The 17,982-nt window shown below is 71.9% G+C and carries 16 protein-coding genes; 10 read left to right on the top strand and 6 right to left on the bottom strand.

What is annotated here, in order from left to right; genetic code table 11:
- The first annotated feature begins 178 nt into the window (after nucleotides 1–178).
- The 3 genes from ACWD2L_RS36220 (at nucleotide 179) to fxsA (ending at nucleotide 3,753) form a co-directional block, all read left to right on the top strand.
- Nucleotides 179–1,792 carry an amidohydrolase gene (locus tag ACWD2L_RS36220; RefSeq protein WP_351343564.1) on the top strand — a complete coding sequence of 538 codons (1,614 nt, stop codon included), beginning with the start codon at nucleotides 179–181 and terminating at the stop codon, nucleotides 1,790–1,792.
- Nucleotides 1,793–2,324: 532 nt separating this feature from the next.
- Nucleotides 2,325–3,098 (top strand): polyprenol monophosphomannose synthase, encoded by a 774-nt coding sequence (locus ACWD2L_RS36225; protein WP_351343567.1) that lies wholly within the window; start codon nucleotides 2,325–2,327, stop codon nucleotides 3,096–3,098.
- Between the two features lie 58 nt (nucleotides 3,099–3,156).
- On the top strand, nucleotides 3,157–3,753 hold the full coding sequence (gene fxsA / locus ACWD2L_RS36230; protein WP_351343570.1) for an FxsA family membrane protein: 597 nt from the start codon (nucleotides 3,157–3,159) through the stop codon (nucleotides 3,751–3,753).
- A gap of 82 nt (nucleotides 3,754–3,835) precedes the next feature.
- On the opposite strand, the gene ACWD2L_RS36235 is transcribed toward fxsA, so the two are convergent.
- The 4 genes from ACWD2L_RS36235 to yczE all read right to left on the bottom strand — a co-directional run bounded on the left by ACWD2L_RS36235 (nucleotide 3,836) and on the right by yczE (nucleotide 7,355).
- The gene (locus ACWD2L_RS36235; RefSeq protein WP_266721963.1) at nucleotides 3,836–4,216 is read right to left on the bottom strand and encodes an RNA polymerase-binding protein RbpA; all 381 of its coding nucleotides are present in this window, start codon (nucleotides 4,214–4,216) and stop codon (nucleotides 3,836–3,838) included.
- Nucleotides 4,217–4,472: 256 nt separating this feature from the next.
- The gene (locus ACWD2L_RS36240; protein ID WP_351339512.1) at nucleotides 4,473–5,828 is read right to left on the bottom strand and encodes an MFS transporter; all 1,356 of its coding nucleotides are present in this window, start codon (nucleotides 5,826–5,828) and stop codon (nucleotides 4,473–4,475) included.
- Between the two features lie 52 nt (nucleotides 5,829–5,880).
- Nucleotides 5,881–6,648 (bottom strand): glycerophosphodiester phosphodiesterase, encoded by a 768-nt coding sequence (locus ACWD2L_RS36245; RefSeq protein ID WP_351339509.1) that lies wholly within the window; start codon nucleotides 6,646–6,648, stop codon nucleotides 5,881–5,883.
- Nucleotides 6,645–7,355: a membrane protein YczE gene (gene yczE, locus ACWD2L_RS36250; protein WP_351339507.1), complete on the bottom strand. Its 711-nt coding sequence runs from the start codon at nucleotides 7,353–7,355 to the stop codon at nucleotides 6,645–6,647. Before yczE ends, ACWD2L_RS36245 begins: the two co-directional genes overlap by 4 nt.
- Nucleotides 7,356–7,419: 64 nt before the next feature.
- On the opposite strand from yczE, the gene ACWD2L_RS36255 reads away from it, so the two are divergent.
- Nucleotides 7,420–8,928 (top strand): SCO1417 family MocR-like transcription factor, encoded by a 1,509-nt coding sequence (locus ACWD2L_RS36255; RefSeq protein WP_351339505.1) that lies wholly within the window; start codon nucleotides 7,420–7,422, stop codon nucleotides 8,926–8,928.
- 53 nt (nucleotides 8,929–8,981) lie between these two features.
- Here ACWD2L_RS36255 and ACWD2L_RS36260 read toward each other — a convergent pair whose 3' ends face one another.
- Nucleotides 8,982–10,562 carry a hypothetical protein gene (locus ACWD2L_RS36260; RefSeq protein ID WP_351339502.1) on the bottom strand — a complete coding sequence of 527 codons (1,581 nt, stop codon included), beginning with the start codon at nucleotides 10,560–10,562 and terminating at the stop codon, nucleotides 8,982–8,984.
- Nucleotides 10,563–10,599: 37 nt separating this feature from the next.
- On the bottom strand, nucleotides 10,600–10,794 hold the full coding sequence (locus ACWD2L_RS36265; protein ID WP_266598445.1) for a hypothetical protein: 195 nt from the start codon (nucleotides 10,792–10,794) through the stop codon (nucleotides 10,600–10,602).
- 281 nt (nucleotides 10,795–11,075) lie between these two features.
- On the opposite strand from ACWD2L_RS36265, the gene ACWD2L_RS36270 reads away from it, so the two are divergent.
- The 6 genes from ACWD2L_RS36270 (at nucleotide 11,076) to ACWD2L_RS36295 (ending at nucleotide 17,953) form a co-directional block, all read left to right on the top strand.
- Nucleotides 11,076–11,468: an ankyrin repeat domain-containing protein gene (locus tag ACWD2L_RS36270; RefSeq protein WP_351339499.1), complete on the top strand. Its 393-nt coding sequence runs from the start codon at nucleotides 11,076–11,078 to the stop codon at nucleotides 11,466–11,468.
- 279 nt (nucleotides 11,469–11,747) lie between these two features.
- Nucleotides 11,748–13,160: a HEAT repeat domain-containing protein gene (locus ACWD2L_RS36275; protein ID WP_351339496.1), complete on the top strand. Its 1,413-nt coding sequence runs from the start codon at nucleotides 11,748–11,750 to the stop codon at nucleotides 13,158–13,160.
- A 224-nt stretch (nucleotides 13,161–13,384) separates the two neighbouring features.
- Nucleotides 13,385–14,587 (top strand): cysteine desulfurase-like protein, encoded by a 1,203-nt coding sequence (locus tag ACWD2L_RS36280; protein ID WP_351339493.1) that lies wholly within the window; start codon nucleotides 13,385–13,387, stop codon nucleotides 14,585–14,587.
- 105 nt (nucleotides 14,588–14,692) lie between these two features.
- On the top strand, nucleotides 14,693–15,385 hold the full coding sequence (locus ACWD2L_RS36285; protein ID WP_351339521.1) for a GntR family transcriptional regulator: 693 nt from the start codon (nucleotides 14,693–14,695) through the stop codon (nucleotides 15,383–15,385).
- Nucleotides 15,386–15,477: 92 nt separating this feature from the next.
- Complete coding sequence (locus ACWD2L_RS36290; protein ID WP_351339491.1) at nucleotides 15,478–17,004, top strand: hypothetical protein; 1,527 nt, start codon at nucleotides 15,478–15,480, stop codon at nucleotides 17,002–17,004.
- Nucleotides 17,005–17,056: 52 nt separating this feature from the next.
- The gene (locus tag ACWD2L_RS36295) at nucleotides 17,057–17,953 is read left to right on the top strand and encodes a hypothetical protein (protein ID WP_351339490.1); all 897 of its coding nucleotides are present in this window, start codon (nucleotides 17,057–17,059) and stop codon (nucleotides 17,951–17,953) included.
- Nucleotides 17,954–17,982: the final 29 nt, after the last annotated feature.

Below are 17,982 nucleotides of genomic sequence, written 5' to 3' on the forward strand. Positions count from 1 at the left end.
GGGTCTGGCGGCGGGGCCCCGGTCCGGTGACGCCCACCCGCTCCTGCGCCTCGGGGCTCCGCCCCGGACCCTGCTGCTCAAACGCCGCAGGGGCTTGAAAGTTTCGTCCCCGCCGCAGTGGCTTGGAAGTGTCGACCCCGCCGCACCCCCACCCCCGCGGACACGGGAAACTGTCACCATGAGCACGCCCCCCAGCCCCCGCACCGTTCTTCTGCGTCGAGGCGAGATCCACAGCCCGGCCGACCCCTTCGCCACCGCCATGGTCGTGGAGGCGGGCCACGTCGCCTGGGTCGGCTCGGAGGGCGCGGCGGACGCGTTCACGGACGGCGTGGACGAGGTGATCGACCTCGACGGCGCCCTGGTGACCCCCGCGTTCACCGACGCCCACGTCCACACCACGTCGACCGGCCTCGCCCTCACCGGCCTCGACCTCACGGCCGCCCGCACCCGCGCCGAAGCCCTGACCCTCGTACGGGAACACGCCGCGGCCAACCCCACCGACCGTGTCCTCCTCGGCCACGGCTGGGACGCCGCCCGCTGGCCCGACCGCGCCCCCCTCACCCGCGCCGAACTCGACGAGGCCACGGCAGGCCGCCCCGTCTACCTCTCCCGCATCGACGTCCACTCGGCCGCCGTCAGCACCGCCCTCCTCGACCTCGTCCCGGGCATCACGGACCGCCCCGGATTCGCCCCTGAGGGCCCTCTCACCCGCGACGCCCACCACGCCGTCCGTGCCGCCGCGCTCGCCGCCGTGGGCCCCCAGCAGCGCACGGAGGCCCAGCGAGCCGCCCTCCAGCACGCCGCGTCGCTCGGCATCGGGTCCGTCCACGAGTGCGCCGGGCCCGACATCTCCTCCGAGGACGACTTCACCGGGCTGCTCGACCTCGCCCGCTCCGAGCCGGGACCGCGCGTGGCCGGCTACTGGGCGGACCGCGACATCGAGCGCGCCCGCGCGCTCGGCGCGCTGGGCGCCGCGGGCGACCTGTTCGTCGACGGCGCCCTCGGCTCCCACACGGCGTGCTTGCACGAGCCCTACGTAGATGCGCCGCACAACGGCACCGCCTACATGTCGGCCGAAGAAATCGCCGCCCACGTAGTCGCCTGCACGGAAGCCGGCCTCCAGGCAGGCTTCCACGCCATCGGCGACGCCGCCGTCACCGCCGTGGTCGACGGTATGCGCGGCGCCGCCGAAAAGGTCGGCCTCGCGCGCGTACGCGCGACCAGGCACCGCGTGGAGCACGCGGAGATGCTCACCCCCGAAACCGTCGCCGGCTTCGCGGAGTTCGGCCTCACCGCCTCCGTGCAGCCCGCCTTCGACGCCCTGTGGGGCGGCGAGGACGGCATGTACGCCGACCGCCTCGGCGCCGAGCGGGCGCGCACCCTCAACCCGTACGCGGCCCTGCTGAAGGCCGGCGTCCCGCTCGCCTTCGGTTCCGACAGCCCGGTCACCCCGCTCGACCCGTGGGGCACGATCCGCGCCGCCGCCTTCCACCGGACGCCCGGTCACCGCGTCTCCGTACGCGCCGCGTTCACCGCCCACACGCGCGGCGGCTGGCGTGCCGTCGGCCGCGACGACGCGGGCATCCTCGTCCCGGGTGCTCCCGCCGACTACGCCGTCTGGCGCACGGACGAGCTGGTCGTGCAGGCGCCGGACGACCGTGTGGCCCGCTGGTCGACCGATCCGCGCTCCGGAACGCCCGGCCTCCCGGACCTCTCCCCGGGAGTCCAACTCCCGGTCTGCCTGCGGACGGTGGTCTTCGGTCAGACGGTCTTCGTAGGGCCGGACGAGTGATAACCGGGGCGCCACGACTTCGATCTTGCCGCAGAACGGTCCCGTACGACCTGCGAATCCTCCGCGCTGACCAGGGCAGTTCGTAGAGAGCCGCAGGTCGAACGCCTGTTGACAAGGCGCGGCTGTCGACGGGTAGGTTCGGCCGGGTCCACCACCTCCAGGTTCGACCGGGGAAGTCCAGGCAGTCGTAGAACGCAGCTGGGTCAGGGGGTGGTGCGCCGCACCGGCGTACCACCACTGGGAGCCAGGCCCAGCGCCCGCGCCACGGGGCGCTGGAACGTTCCGGCCGGTCGGCCAGGTGCGACCCGGGTGGGGCCCGGGCGTTCAGTAGACAACGGCTTTAGGTCGACCCGCAGCCAGCGGGCCCCAGGTCGGCCCGAAGGACGCCCGGCCCCGATCCGCAGTATTCGTCGATCCGCAGTGATCGGCCTCGTTTCCGGCCCTCACCGGCCCATCCAGGGCGCCTTATCGGCGTGAACTGGGGTGCTCGCTATGGTGGTCCCCCTGTGGACGGAAGTTTTAAGGGGAAGCTGTGAGCGACGGCGGCGGGCGGAAGTTCGGCCCTCTGGGTACGACCTTGGTGATCATCCCGACCTACAACGAGGTGGAGAACATCAAGTCCGTAGTGGGCCGTGTCCGGGAGTCCGTGCCCGCGGCGCACGTCCTGATCGCCGACGACAACAGTCCCGACGGCACGGGCAAACTCGCCGACGAGCTGGTCGCCGACGACGAGCAGGTGCACGTCCTGCACCGCACCGGCAAGGAGGGCCTGGGCGCCGCCTACCTCGCGGGCTTCGCCTGGGGCATGGAGCACGGCTACGGAGTCCTGGTCGAGATGGACGCCGACGGTTCCCACCAGCCGGAGGAGCTGCCCCGCCTGCTGACCGCGCTGAAGGGCGCCGACCTGGTCCTGGGCTCGCGCTGGGTGCCCGGCGGGCGCATCGTCAACTGGCCCAAGTCCCGCCAGTTCATCTCCCGCGGCGGCTCCACGTACTCGCGTCTCCTCCTGGACGTCCCGATCCGCGACGTCACCGGCGGCTACCGTGCCTTCCGCCGCGAGACCCTGGAGGGCCTCGGTCTCGACGAGGTCGCCTCGCAGGGCTACTGCTTCCAGGTCGACCTGGCCCGGCGGGCGGTGCGGCAGGGCTATCACGTGGTGGAGGTCCCCATCACCTTCGTCGAGCGCGAGCGCGGGGACTCCAAGATGAGCAAGGACATCGTCGTGGAGGCCCTGTGGCGGGTCACCACGTGGGGTGTGGGGGCGCGGGTGGACAAGGTCCTGGGCCGCAAGCCCGGCGATCGCTGAGAGCGATCTTGATCCCCCGCTTACGCCAATCGCATCCGGCCCCAGGCAGACTGGGTACATGACCACTGGCACTCCGCCTCGTAACCCGTCCACCGGCGCCCGGCGCTCCCGGCTCCGCAGGTACCTGCCGCTCGCCGTCGCGGCCTGGATGGTCCTGGAGATCTGGCTGCTCACGGTGGTGGCGGGCGCGGTCGGCGGCTTCACGCTCGGCATTCTGCTGGTGGCCGGCATCGTGTTCGGATCCGTGGTGATGAAGTCCGCGGGGCGCCGCGCGTTCCAGAACCTCACCGAGACGCTGCAGCGCCAGCAGAGCGGCTCTCCCGAGGCCTCCAGGCCCCCTGAGCAGCGCTCGCAGGGCAACGGGCTGCTGATGCTCGCCGGGCTCCTCCTGATGATTCCTGGGCTGATCTCGGACGTTCTCGGCCTGCTGCTGCTCATTCCGCCGCTGCGCACGGCGCTGAGCCGGTACACGGAGCGCAAGGTCGAGCGGAAGATGGGCGCCGCGGCGGGCCAGGGGCCGCTCGGTGACGCGTTCCAGCAGGCGCGGATGCGGCAGTCCGGCGGCACCGTGATCCCGGGTGAGGTGATCCGGGACGACGAGCGTCCGGGCCCGCGCGGAGACGACGAGGGCCCGCGGCCGCCGCTCACCCCCTGAGAAGCTGTGCCATGACGAACGGCCGGGGCCGGACACACGGTGTGTGTCCGGCCCCGGCCGTTGTGCGGTGTGCTTCTGGGAGTCAGGCGGACTTGCGGCCGCTGTTGTCCCGCGGGTGCACCGCGATGTTCATCGCGCCCGAACGCAGAACTGCCAGACGCTCCTCGAGGACCTCTTCGAGCTCCTCACGGGTGCGCCGCTCCATCAGCATGTCCCAGTGCGTACGAGCCGGCTTCCCCTTCTTCTCCTCAGGGCCGTCACCGTCAACGAGAAGTGCCTGGGCCCCGCAGACCTTGCACTCCCACTCCGGCGGAATCTCGGCCTCCACCGAGAAGGGCATCTCAAAACGATGTCCCTTCTCGCATGCGTACTCCACGGCCTGGCGCGGAGCCAGGTCGATGCCGCGGTCCGTCTCGTAGCTGGTCACTACGAGGCGTGTGCCGCGAAGAGCTCGCTCACTCATGAATCGTGCCTCCCGGGCTTGTCGCCCACAGGACAGGTGTCGCTGTCGTCGTCATCCGGTCAACGTCCGGTCGGCGGTAAAGATTCCCGGTTCCCGGGTCATGCGTCGCCGTCGTAGCCGCCCCTTGTTGTACCCACCCGTGACCGGTTTGTCACATCTGACGCAGGATGTCACCCAGCGTTTTGCGATCTAGACGTGCAGTAACGGTACGCCTGGCAGGCCAACCGCGTACACTACCGGGATTTGCCTTCAGGTGCTAAATCCGGGCCGGTATGGAATTGCCGGCATCGCGTACCGCCCGGTGGACCGGAACCCTCGCGAGCAGGACAAAACCGATCACGAAGAAGGCGACAAGGGAAACGATCGCGTCGCGATAGCTCCCGGTCAGCTGGTAGGCGAGCCCGAACACCAGGGGCCCCAGCCAGCTCATGCCGCGGTCGCTCATCTCGTACGCGGAGAAGTACTCGGCCTCCTTGCCGACCGGTACGAGGTGCGAGAACAGTGAGCGGGACAGTGCTTGGGTGCCGCCCAGGACGAGCCCGATACCGGCGGCGAGGACGAAGAACCACGTGGGCGCCCCGGCCGGCAGGAAGTAGCCGGCCCCGATCGTCACCGTCCACGCCACGAGAGAACCGAGGATCGTGCGCTTGGCGCCGTACGTACGGGCGAGGCGGCCCATCGCGAGCGCCCCGGCCACCGCCAGGAGCTGCACGAGGAGTACCGCCACGATGAGCGTCGACTGGTCGAGTCCGAGCTCCTCGGAGCCGTAGATGGAGGCCTGCGAGATCACCGTCTGCACGCCGTCGTTGTAGACCAGGTAGGCGAGGAGGAAGGAGAGCGTCAGCGGGTGGCGGCGCATGTCCTTCACCGTGGCCAGCAGTTGCCGAGGGCCGGAGGTCTTGCCTCCCGGCGTGGGCTCTGTGCGCCGGTCGCGCAGGCGGCGCAGCGGCACCACGGTGAACGCGCCCCACCAGACACCCGCCGACGCCAGGCAGATGCGTACCGCTGTCGACTCGGAGACACCGAAGGTGTCGTGTGCCGTGTACAGCACCAGGTTCGCCAGAAGGACGAGGGCGCCCGAGGCGTAACCGAAGGCCCAGCCGCGCGAGGAGACCGCGTCGCGCTCCTCCGGGGGCGCGATCTGCGGCAGGTACGAGTTGTAGAGCACCATCGAGACGGCGAGCGAGGAATTCGCGACCACGAGCAGCAGGCCGCCCATTAGGTAGCGGTCACCGTCCAGGAAGAACATCCCGGCCGTCGCCGCCGCGCCTATGTAGGCGCACAGTGCGAGCAGCGGCTTCTTGCGGCCCGTGCGGTCCGCTGCCGCACCAGCGAGGGGCATCACGAAGATCGAAAGGATCACCGACAGGGAGACCGAGTACGCGAAGAACGAGCCCGCGCGGACCGGGATGCCCAAGGGGTGCACAAAGCCGTCCGCGTCCGCCGCGGCCTTCGCGACCGAGGTCAGATACGGCCCCAGGAACACCGTCAGGACGCTGGTCGAATAGACCGAGCACGCCCAGTCGTAGAAGTACCAGCCGCGCTGCTCGCGCTTGCGCTCCGCGAGCGCGGACGCCCCCTGCGCCGTCTCCCGCGCGATCTCGGTGCCCACCCGTGTCCCCGTCCCCTCGCCGTCCCCGGCGTCCGGCGCCGCGGGGTGGCGGTCAGACCCACGCCCCCCGGTCCTTGAGGACGTCCCGCAGCGTCTCGATGTGATCGGAAACTATGCCATCGACCCCGAGGTCGAGAAGTCGCCGCATCTCCTTCTCGTCGTTCACCGTCCACACGTGGACCTGCAGGCCGCGCGCGTGGGCGGCCCGCACGAAGCGGTGGTCGACCACCCGGACCCGCCCGTGTGTCACCGGTACCTGGGCGCAGACGGCGGAGCGGCGCAGCGTCGCCGGAATCCCGTACGAGCGAAGGCGCAGGCCCAGCACTCCACCGGTGCCGTACGAGGTGGCGAGGCGGGGACCCGCGAGCGCCTGCGCGCGGGCGACACGTGTCTCGGAGAAGGAGCCGACGCAGACGCGGTCCCACGCGCGCGTGCGGCGCAGCAGATCGAGGAGGGGGACGAGGGCGGGTTCCGCCTTGACGTCCACGTTCCAGCGCACATCCGGGAACGACTCCAGCAACTCCTCGAAGAGTGGCACCGGTTCGGTGCCCGCCACGCGTGCGTGGCGGACCGTGGGCCACGGGAGGTCGGCGATCCGGCCGCCGTCGTCCGTGACCCGGTCCAGCGTGCTGTCGTGGAAGGCGACCAGGCGCCCGTCGGAGGTCGCGTGCACATCGGTCTCGATATAGCGGTAGCCGAGGTCCACGGCGCGGCGGAACGCGGCGACGGTGTTCTCCAGGCCGTCCGCCGCCCCGCCCCGGTGGGCGAGCGCGAGCGGACCCGGGTGGTCGAGGTAGGGGTGGCGTACGCGCGAGGTCACCGTCGCAGTATGGCCCGTCGAGGTGTGCCGCCGGCGATCGCGGTGGAGCCGGCGGGCGACGCGGGGACGGCGAAGACGCGCAGGAAGAACTGCGCCAGCGGGCCGATCGCCAGGGCGTACAGGACCGTGCCGACGCCGATCGTGCCGCCGAGCAGGAAGCCGCTCGCCACGACGACGATCTCGATGACCGTGCGCATCAGGCGGATCGAGCGGCCGGTGCGCTGGTGGAGCCCGGTCATCAGGCCGTCGCGCGGGCCGGGGCCGAACTTCGCCGCAATGTAGAGGCCGGTCGCGGCCCCGTTGAGCACGATGCCCGCCAGCATCAACGGGATGCGCACTCCGTAGGAGTGCGGGTCCGGCACGACCGCGAGCGTGCCGTCGATCGCGAGGCCCACCACGAAGACGTTCGAGACGGTGCCGAGGCCGGGCCGCTGCCGCAGCGGGATCCACAGGAGCAGCACGATCGCGCCCGCGATGATCGACACGACACCGATGGAGATGCCCGTCAGCTCGGCGAGCCCTTGATGCAGCACGCCCCAGGGCTCCAGGCCGAGCCCCGCCTCCACGAGGAGCGCCGAACTGGCGCCGTACAACGCGAGACCTACGTAGAGCTGCACGAGGCGGCGGACGAGCGGGCCGCCGGGCGACGGAACGGACGGTGACGCGGACAAGGTGAGCCCCTCTGTGGTGGTAGTGGCCTGGCACATGACACTCTGTGGCGTGGAATCGGATGCCAACCATGGCCAATTCGAGGAAGGTGGACTGGCTCGCATGGCCCAGTGGACTTCGGCGATCGGCTCGACCCAGCTCGCCCGGCTGCTCACCTCGCAGCAGCCGCGCCCCGCGGGCCCCGGCACCCGCCGCCCGCCCGCCTACCGCGCCCTCGCCGACGGCATCCGCCTCCTCGTCCTGGAGGGCCGCGTCCCGGTGGCCACGCGGCTTCCTGCCGAGCGCGAACTCGCCCAGGCATTCTCCGTGAGTCGCACCACGGTCGCGGCCGCCTACGAGGCGCTGCGCGGCGAAGGGTTCCTGGAGTCCCGCAGGGGAGCGGGCAGTTGGACCGCCGTGCCCGCCGGGAATCCGCTCCCCGCGCGCGGCCTTGAGCCGCTGCCGCCCGAGGCCCTCGGCTCCATGATCGACCTCGGCACGGCGGCGCTGCCCGCCCCCGAACCGTGGCTGACCCGCGCCGTGCAGGGCGCCCTGGAAGAGCTGCCGCCGTACGCCCACACCCACGGCGACTACCCGGCGGGGCTGCCCGCGCTGCGCACCATGATCGCCGAGCGGTACACCACGCACGGCATCCCGACCATGCCCGAACAGATCATGGTCACGACCGGCGCGATGGGCGCCATCGACGCGATCTGCCACCTCTTCGCGGGCCGCGGCGAGCGTGTGGCCGTGGAGTCGCCCTCGTACGCGAACATTCTTCAGCTGATGCGCGAGGCGGGCCTCAGGCTCGTGCCCGTCGCCATGGCCGACGGGCTCCGGGGGTGGGATCTCGACCGTTGGCGCCAGGTCCTGCGCGAGGCGGCGCCCCGACTCGCCTACGTAGTCGCCGATTTCCACAATCCGACGGGCGCGCTCGCCGACGAGGAGCAGCGCCGCTCGCTGGTCGACTCCGCGCGCGCGGCGGGCACCGTGCTGGTGGTCGACGAGACCATGACCGAGCTGTACTTCGACGAGGACGGCGGAGCCGCGGCGATGCCGCGCCGGGTCTGCGCGTTCGACCCCGCGGGCTCCACGGTGATCACGGTCGGCTCGGCCAGCAAGGCGTTCTGGGCGGGCATGCGCATCGGCTGGGTGCGGGCCGCACCCGACGTCATCCGCAGCCTGGTGGCCGCGCGCGCGTACGCGGACCTCGGCACCCCGGTCGTGGAGCAGCTGGCGGTGAACTGGCTGCTGAACACCGGCGGTTGGGAAGAGGCCGTCGCGCTGCGGCGCGGACAGGCGCGCGGGAACCGTGACGCGCTGGTGGCCGCCGTGCGGCGGGAGCTGCCCGACTGGGAGTTCGACGTGCCGAACGGGGGCCTCACCCTGTGGGTCAAGGCCGGCGGCCTGTCGGGCTCGCGCCTCGCCGAGCTCGGCGAGCGGGTCGGGGTACGTGTCCCCTCGGGGCCCCGCTTCGGCGTCGACGGGGCCTTCGAGGGGTACGTACGGCTGCCGTTCACCGTGGGCGGTGCCGTGGCCGACGAGGCGGCGGCGCGGCTCGCGGCGGCGGCGCAGCTGGTCCGGGACGGTCAGGGCGCGGGCGGGGACGTGCCGCGCACCCTGATCGCGTAACCGGCTCGCGTCCTTGTGAAGAGAGCCGCTGCTTACGGGCCGATCCCTGTTCCTCAGCGCTCGGCCAGCGCCTCGGCCTCGTCGGGCACCGCCTCGACCGGGGTCTCGATGGTCGCGTCGCCCGGCGTGCTGCGCTCCGGGAGGAGGGCCGTGACCGCCTGCCGGTGGGTCTCGCTCGTCGCGTCGTCGTACGGGTCCGGGGTCGCCGGGACCTGAAGGCGGTGGACAGGGCCCGTGCCCAGGCGGGCGTAGCCGCGGCCCGCCGGGATGTCGGCGGTGGGTGTCGTCTGCGGCAGGACGCCGAGCACGTCCCGCAGCTCCTCCGGAGCGGCCGGGCCGAGCACCACGCGCGCGCGGGTGTGCTGCCGGACCGGGTCGATCAGGGCGTCGAGGCTGTCGAACTGCTCGGCCACGACGACCGTCACGCCGGCCGCGCGGCCGTGCCTGAGAGGCACCTGGAGCAGCGTCTGCGGGTCCTTGCGGCCGTCCGCGGCCGCGAGGTGGCCCAGGGCGCCTGGGCGGTCCAGCAGGATCCACAGCGGGCGCTTGATGTCGTCCGGGGTGGGGTGCCCGGCCTGTCGCGCCCGGTTCGCGGCGATCAGCCGCCGCTCCGTCTCGTGTGCGGCCCATTCGAGGCTGGTCAGCGCGCCGGCAAGACCGCACTCCACGGCGAGCACCCCGGGGCGGCCGACCAGGGACGCGTAGTCGCCCGTCCCGCTGCCCTCGACGATCAGTACGTCACCGTGGCGCAGCGCCTGCAGTGCCACGGAACGCAGCAGGGACGTCGTGCCGCTGCCCGGCTGCCCCGCGATCAGCAGGTGCGGCTCGGTGGAGCGGACGCCGGTGCGCCACACGACGGGCGGTTCGTCCCGCTCCTCCTCGCCCGCCAGCACCGGCAGGGTGCGCTGGACGCCGGTCCCGTCGGTGAAGCCGAGCACGGTCTCGCCGGGCGAGGTCACGAAGTGCTGGGCGGCGATGTCCGTGGGCAGTGGGTCGAGCACGTTCACCGTCAGGTGGTTGCCCTCCTCGTCCCACGCGAAGTGGTACTCGCGGCCCCGGCCGAGCTTGGCGTGCAGCAGTTGCTCGATCCGGGCCCGCGACGCCGCTTCCCCGTCCGTGAAGTAGGCGGGGTAGCGGATGTCGATCCGGTCGACACGGCCGTCGCCGTCGAAGTCGAACGTCTCGAAGGCCTGCTCCCAGTCGCCCCCGTGGGCGTACAGCGGGCTCGGGTCGTCGGCTACGGAGAAGTACGGTACGAGCGCCTCGTAGAGCGACGAGAGGCGCTGTACCTGCGAATCGTCGGGGCCGGTCTGCTCCGGCGGCTTCGGATCGCGCCCCTTCCATCCGGCCGCCGCCATCAGGGTGATGAGCGCCAGCAGCGGACCGTACGGAATGAACACCACGACCAGGACGACGGCGGCCACCAGGAAGAGCAGCGGTCCGCGCCGCTCCTTGGGGGTGTTCGCCCACTTCTGCCGCCCGGCACCGGCCAGGCGACGCAGTCCACGGCTGACCGTGATGAGGGGGTGGAGTACGTCGGTGGCACCGTCGGCGGCCGTCCGAGCCATGTCCCGGCTCCGGGCGATCGTGGCGCTGCCGTTGCTCAGAATGCGGGGGAGTGGGCGCCTGGCCACGTCGTTCTCCTGGTGGTGTGTGCGGGTGAGTGGTCCGTCAGAACTTGATCCCGCCGAGCAGGCTGGCGAGGCTCTGGCCGCCCGCCTTGATGCTCGGGGCGATGGCCGTGCCCGCCAAGTAGAAGCCGAAGAGGGCGCAGACCAGCGCGTGCGAGGCCTTCAGGCCGTCCTTGCGGAAGAACAGGAAGACGATGATGCCGAGCAGCACGACACCCGAGATGGACAGGATCATGAGGGTTCTCCTGGTTGATGGGGACAGTCACCATGAGTTCTTCCAGGCTCACAGCATGTATCTATACGACAAAAGGTGCAAATGGGTGGAAAAGCCAGGCTTTCACCCAATTGACCGGCTGCTGCTGAGCTGCTCGAGCGTGCTGCCGGACACTCGTCCGCACCGTTCGTGATCTTTGCCTCGGCGGGATCGGGTCATGTGCCGGACCGGGCAGTACCCTGTCGATTCACTCGTACGGCTGCACGGCCGTACCTGCACGTAGGAGAAAGGCGGTCCGCCCGATGAGCGAAGCCCCCGACCCGGAGGTCGTGGAGCTGGCCACCAAGATCTTCGACCTCGCGCGAAGCGGCGAGACGGAGGCTCTCATGGGCTACGTGGACGCCGGGGTGCCGGCGAACCTCACGAACGACCGGGGCGACACGCTCGTCATGCTCGCCGCCTATCACGGGCACGCGGAGGCGGTGCGCGCCCTCCTGGAGCGCGGCGCCGACGCGAACCGCGCCAACGACAAGGGCCAGACCCCGCTCGCGGGCGCCGTCTTCAAGGGCGCCGACGACGTGATCGGCGCGCTGCTCGACGGGGGCGCCGATCCGGCCGCGGGGACCCCTTCGGCGGTCGACACGGCCCGGATGTTCGGCAAGACGGAGCTCGTCGACCTCTTCGGCACCTCCTGACACACCGACTCTGACCAGGCAAAACGGGGGTGCGAGAAATGTGGTCGCGGTGGGTTGAACCGCTGGGTCATGATGACGGCGTGATTTACGGACGCGAGGCCGGGGCAGGTGGTGCCCACGCGCAGAGCGGGCCGTGAACGGCCCGGTTCCGGGCCTTGGACGAGAGGCAGAGAAATGGGTAGCAGCAAGCAAGAGACGGCGGGCGCTCCGACGTGTTGTCACGTGGCCAGGTAGGTGATCGTCCCGGTTGCGTCGACGCTTGATGTGAGGCTGTTTCCCATGTTCGAACCGGTCATAGGACCCAGCGGTACGCTGCTCGGCCTGCTGCAGAGGGGCCGCGGCGACGGCACGCTGCACGCGCTGACGGCGCCGCGTGCCGAGGCCCTCGCGGCTCTCAATCACTGTGTGCTGAGCGACCCCCGCCACGACTGGCAGGTGGAGAACCGCTCGCTGTACTACGCCCGCCTCTACGTCGATCTCCATGGCGAGCTCGACGAGATCGAGCGGCACCTCTTCGACCCCGAGGACCTCCTCGACACCGAGGAGTCGCGTACGGGCCTGGCGCTCGCGGTCCTCGGCCACCTCGCCTCCTACGGCAGGCAGGACGCCCTCGAGCTGCTGCGCAGGTACGCCGCCTTGGGCGGCAACTGGGCCTGGGCGCTCGACGAGCTGGCCCTGCGCGACGACGACGCGGGACTGCGCGCGCTCGCCGAGCCCGTCCTCGCCCGCTTCCCGGCTGACGCCGAGGCCGAACTCGCCGTCGTCGTGCGCGACGCCTTCGAACCGCGACCCTGGCGCCTGTGGGCCGAGGACCCGCGCCCGCATGTGGGGGCACGCGTGCGTGCCGCGCAGGAAACCGGCTCCTTCGACCGCTGGCAGCGGCAGATGCGGCCGGCGGGACCGCGCCCCGAGTGGAGCGTGCAGGCCGTCTTCGACTGGGCGCAGGAGGGCTTCGAGCGGGGCGCCGTCCTGTACGTGCCCGCCGCCCGCTGCCTGACCGCCGTGGCGGGTCCGCAGGACCACGCCGAGATCCTGCGCGCCGCGCAGGACGGGACCGACGGGGCGCGCTGCACCGCGCTGCGCTACCTCGCCGACATGCATGATCCGGCCGTACTCGAACTCATCGAGGCCGCGGTGGAGGCGCCGTCCCGCGCGGTCGTGGACGCCGCGCTGGACGCCTTCGAGCGGATGCGCAGCGTCGCCGTCGTACAGCGGGCCCGGCAGTGGGCGCCCCGGCCGGACGCGCTCGGCGCCGCCGCGGGCCGCATGCTCGCCTGTAGGGGCGGCGCACGGGACGGCGAACTCGTCCTCACCTCCCTACGGGAGGCAGTACGCGGTGACGGTCCCGACGCCCCCACCCTCTGGCCGCTCGTCGACGGGGCCGGACGGCTCGGCATCGTCAGTGCCGCTCCCGTGCTGCGGCACATCTACCGGGAGACGGCGTCCTCACATCTGCGCGGGCGCGCCGCCTGCGCGCTCGCCGCCACCGATCCCTCCTTCGCCGCCGGGTTCGCCGTCGAGTGCCTGTGGGACTGCGAGGAGAGCACCCGGGAGGTCGCCGCGCGGCACGCCGAGACGGGCGACGCCCGCGTCGTCGATCAACTGCGCCGCCTCGCCGCCGATCCGGCCGAGGAGGACGAGGTGCAGACCGCGGTCCGCAGCAGGATCGGGCCCGACGCCCCCGCGTTGTGACGCGCTGATTTCCGGGAGGTGGTCCTTCGGCGAGGGGCCACCTTCTCGTGATTCACCTGCGGACTTCGGGCGCCCGCCCGGCCCCGGGGCTGGGGGTGCCGTTCCGGGCTTGCGATCATGTGGCGGGGGTCGCGGGAGCGGCTCCCGGTACGAGCCAGCCGTGCGAGGTCTGCCCCTGACCAGGAGAAGGCCCCGCATCGCCTACGCACCATAGGAGTTGAGCCATGGCCCTCGACATCGCCGCCATCCGGGCACAGATACCCGCCCTGAAGTCCGGCACGGCCCGCTTCGACGCGCCCGGCGGCACCCAGACCCCCGCGCGGGTGATCGACGCCGTCGCCGCCGCACTGGCCGGGCCGCTGGCGAACCGGGGGCAGACGACGGAGGGCGAACGCCGTGCCGACGGGATCGTCGTCGAGGCCCGTGCGGCGCTGGCCGATCTGCTCGGCACCACGCCGGGGACCGTCGCGTTCGGGCGCAGTGCCACGCAGCTCGTCTACGACCTCTCCCGGACGCTCGCCAAGACCTGGCGGCCGGGCGACGAGGTGGTCGTCACCCGGCTCGACCACGATTCCAACATCCGTCCGTGGGTGCAGGCGGCCGAAGCGGCGGGCGCCACCGTACGGTGGGTCGACTTCGACCCGGAGACGGGCGAGCTGCGGCCCGAGCACCTTGAAGCGGTGCTCTCGGAACGTACCCGCCTGGTGGCCATCACCGCCGCGTCCAACCTGATAGGCACGCGTCCCGACCTGCCGGCCCTGGCCGCCCTCACTCACGAAGTGGGCGCTCTCTTCCACGTGGACGCGGTGCACTACGCCTCGCATGCCGCGGTCGACCTGGCGGCACTCGGCGCGGACACGCTGGTCTGCTCGCCCTACAAGTTCCTCGGCCCGCACCTGGGCGTGCTCACCGGCCGCGCCGAGGTGCTCGAGTCGCTGCGCCCCGACAAGCTGCAGCCGTCCAGCGACGCCGTACCGGAGCGCTTCGAACTCGGCACCCTGCCCTATGAGTTGCTGGCCGGGGCGAGCGCCGCCGTGGACTTTCTCGCGGGCCTGAGCGTGGGCGCCCCCGGCAGCCGCAGGGAGCGCCTCGTCGCCTCCTTCGCGGCCCTGGAGGAGCACGAGGACGCGCTGCGACAGCGCATGGAGGCAGGCCTAGCGGACCTCGGCGACATCACGCGGTACTCGCGCGCGGAACTGCGCACCCCGACCCTCCTGTTCACGGTCGAGGGCCGGAGTCCGGCAGAGATCTCCCGGCACCTGGCCGCCCACGGCATCGACGCCCCCGCCGGGTCCTTCTACGCCGTGGAGGCCTCGCGGCGGCTCGGCCTCGGGGACGCCGGCGGCGTCCGGGTGGGCCTCGCCCCCTACAGCAGCGCGGAGGACGTGGAGCGGCTGCTCGAGGCGCTGGAGGCGGTCGTGTCCTGAGACGCGTGAGGCGTCGTTTCCTGAGGAGTTCGCGGCGTCGTTGAACGATCCGTCGATACCAACGTTGTCCCGTTCCCGGAACTGCGCTTGAATTCGGCCGTGGCCATGGACGAACTCAACGACCTCGCGGACGACCGCGCGCTGCTGGGGCGCACCAGCACCGCGGAGCGCGTCGCGGACATCCTGCGCAGCCGGATCGCGGAAGGCTACTTCCCGCCCGGCACACGCCTGTCGGAGGACAGCATCGGAGGCGCCCTCGGAGTGTCGCGCAACACGCTCCGTGAGTCGTTCCGGCTGCTCACGCACGAGCGGCTGCTCGAACACCGGCTGAACCGCGGGGTCTTCGTGCGCGTCCTGAGCGTCGACGACGTCGAGGACATCTACCGGACCCGGCGCATGGTCGAGTGCGCCGTCGTACGGTCCCTGGGCGACCCCCCGTACGCGCTCGACGGGGTCGCCGCAGCCGTCGCCGACGGTCACCGCGGGGCCGAGCGGCGCGAGTGGAAGAGCGTCTCGACCGCCAACATCCACTTCCACCGCGAACTCGTCGCCCTGGCACGCAGCGAGCGCACCGACGAACTGATGCGCAGCGTCCTGGCCGAGCTACGGCTCGCGTTCCACGTCGTCGATGATCCGCAGCGCCTCCACGAGCCGTACCTGGCACGCAATCTGGAACTCGTGGAGATGCTGCGCGAGGGACGCAGGGACACGGCTGAGACCCTGCTCGGGGAGTACCTCGACGACTCCCGCGACGGGCTCGTCGAGGCGTATCGGCAGCGGATGCCGAAGGACGGGTAGCGGCCTTTCGCGGCTCGTCACGGGCGGGCCCGAAAGCCGTCGCATCTGCGCCGTTTCGACCGTTGTCAGACCCAGCGCATACCCTGTGCTCCGTGACTTCGCCTGCCAGCACGGAATCCGTTCCGCCCCAGCTCAGCGCGGGGCCGCGCCCCGCACCGGGCCCGGCCGCCGACGAGGGGCTGGCGCGCCGCCTTCGCGCGCTCGCGTGCACCGCGCCGCTGCACGATCTGGACGTGCGCAAGGCCAATCTCGCGGGCGAGTACTCGACGTACGGGATGGCGGAGGTGGCGCTGTCCGCCATCGACCTCGTCACGCTGAACATGGACTTCGACACGGGCGCCGACCACGAGCAGATAGTGGCCAGGCTCGTGCCCCGCATCGCGGCACAGACCCCGCAGCGGCCCGCCGCCGAGCACGAGCGGGTGGCCCGCTGGGTCCTGGAGAACCTGATCAACGTCGGCAGCGTGGACCGCGGTTTCCGCGCCGTGTACGGCACGTTCGCGCCGGACGGCTCCTACGTACGGCGTGATTACGACTTCAAGCTGATCGAGGAAGTCCCCGGCTACGGGGGCAGCGTCTACCTCCGCACGACGGACGAGGCGGTGAACGTACTGGTCGGCGCCCTCGACACGGACGTCACCAGCGCGCAGATCGCCGCCGAGGTCAAGCTCGAGGTGCTGATCAGCCGCGGCCGGCTCGCCGACGCGCAGCTCGCCGCCGAGCAGGCCAGATACCGGACCGTGCAGTACTCGGAGACGCTCCGCAAGGCGCTGGACGCGACGCGGCGCAATGTGCGCGCCGTCGACTGGCTGCAGGCCGTGCCCGACATGATCGCCGAGGCGCTCGACCACGTCGCGGACCGCTACCGGCACGAGAACGCGATCCTGACGAACATCCGCAAGGCCCGCGACGAGGCGGAGGACCAGGAGCACAAGCGCCGCGCCGCCGAGCTCGTCGACATCGTCAAGGACTGCATCCGCCGCCACACGCAGCTGCAGTCGCGCCTCCTGGAGGCAGGGCCACTGTTCCGCGCCGAGCAGGACCGGCAGGCCTTCACGGCGCCCTCCGCGCGCGCGGGCCTCGACCTGTACGGGCAGCTCCTCGCGCCGCTGCTGCCGCTCCCGGTGGAGAGCGCGGCCAAGGCGACCGACGCGTTCTTCGCGCACGGCACAGGGCTCCGTACGCCCGTGTCCGTCCGCGTGGGCGACCTGGTCGACATACTGCTCACGCCCCCCATGGAGCGCGAGCACCTCGGTGCGGAGATGCCCGAGCCGGACCTCATCGCGACGCCGAACGACAGCCGGTTCAGCGAGGAGCAGCTCGCGGGCGCCATGGAGCTGCTCGACCTGCCGTCGGACGCGCCGCGCCGGCTGTCAGGACTGCTCGCCGACGCCCGCAAGCGCGATACCGAACTGCCTTACTTGGTGGCCCTGTTGGCGGTCCACGCCGCGAGCCCGCCGGTCGGCACCGCCTACCGCCAGGGCGAGGAGAAGCTGCTGTTCGCCGTGGATGACGGCACCGAGCTCGACGACCCGGAGTTCGGCGGCGCCGACCTCATCGTGGGCACGGCCCTGCTCGACGCGGTCGGGATGGCCGCGGACCGGACGGAGGCCGCGTGATGCCGACCCACGTCCCCGTAGGACATGCAACACCCATGAAGGAGCACCACCCGTGACCGAGTACGCCGAAGAGCACGCCGAATGGGGCGAGCCCGAAGCTCCGGGCTCGGTCAGGGCCGCCCAGGCGCCCGTCACCCCGGCCGATGCCGCCGACGCGGCACGGCTCGTCTCCTTCGGTCTCCAGCCGAAGCTGCAGCCCTCCCGTGACCAGGAGTACGGCGAGCTGCTGCGCCGCTACCGCGAGGACCCGCCCTTCGCCCGGCTCGCCGACGCCGTGGCCACCGGGCTCGGCCTCGTCGTCCTGGAGGTGTCCCCGCGCGCGGGGATGGCCGTGACCGCCGCGGAGGACTCCGTGTTCGCGGTGCGCATGGGCGACTACGCGCGCAAGGCGACCGCCGACTCCACCGACCGTTTCCTGCACGGCCTCGCCCATCTCGCGGTCGCCGCGCTCGCCTTCCCGCGCCCGGAGGACCTCGCCGACGACGGCTACATCGGCCGCGTGAGTGTCAACGGGGTGGACGCTTTCGTCCGGCAGGCCTGCCGCAAGCTGGAGGAGCGGGCCGAGGAGACGGGCGAGAACACCGACCCGGCCACCGAGGCTCCCGGCCTCGAAGCCGCCTGGCGGATCTGGGCGCGGCGCAGCTCCACGGGAGCCACCAAGGACACGCGCCGCCTCGCCAGTTCGACGACCGGCATCGTCGGCAAGGCCGCCGCGTTCCTCACCGACTCCGGCTTCCTGCAGAGAACCGGCGACGACTCGGGCGGCACGTACCGCACCACCGCCCGCTACCAGCTCCAGGTCCGCGACATGGCCGGCACGGCCGCCATGGCCGAGCTTCTCGACCTCGGGGTCGTCCCCGTGACCGACGGGTCCGCGAGTCTGGTGCCGCCGATGGACGAGGACGCGGCCGAGCTCGCCGCCGACGCGGGCCTGCCGTTCCACTCCTGACCTTCTGAACTTCCGTACCTACCACGAGA

The organism is Streptomyces sp. NPDC002754, assembly GCF_053592315.1.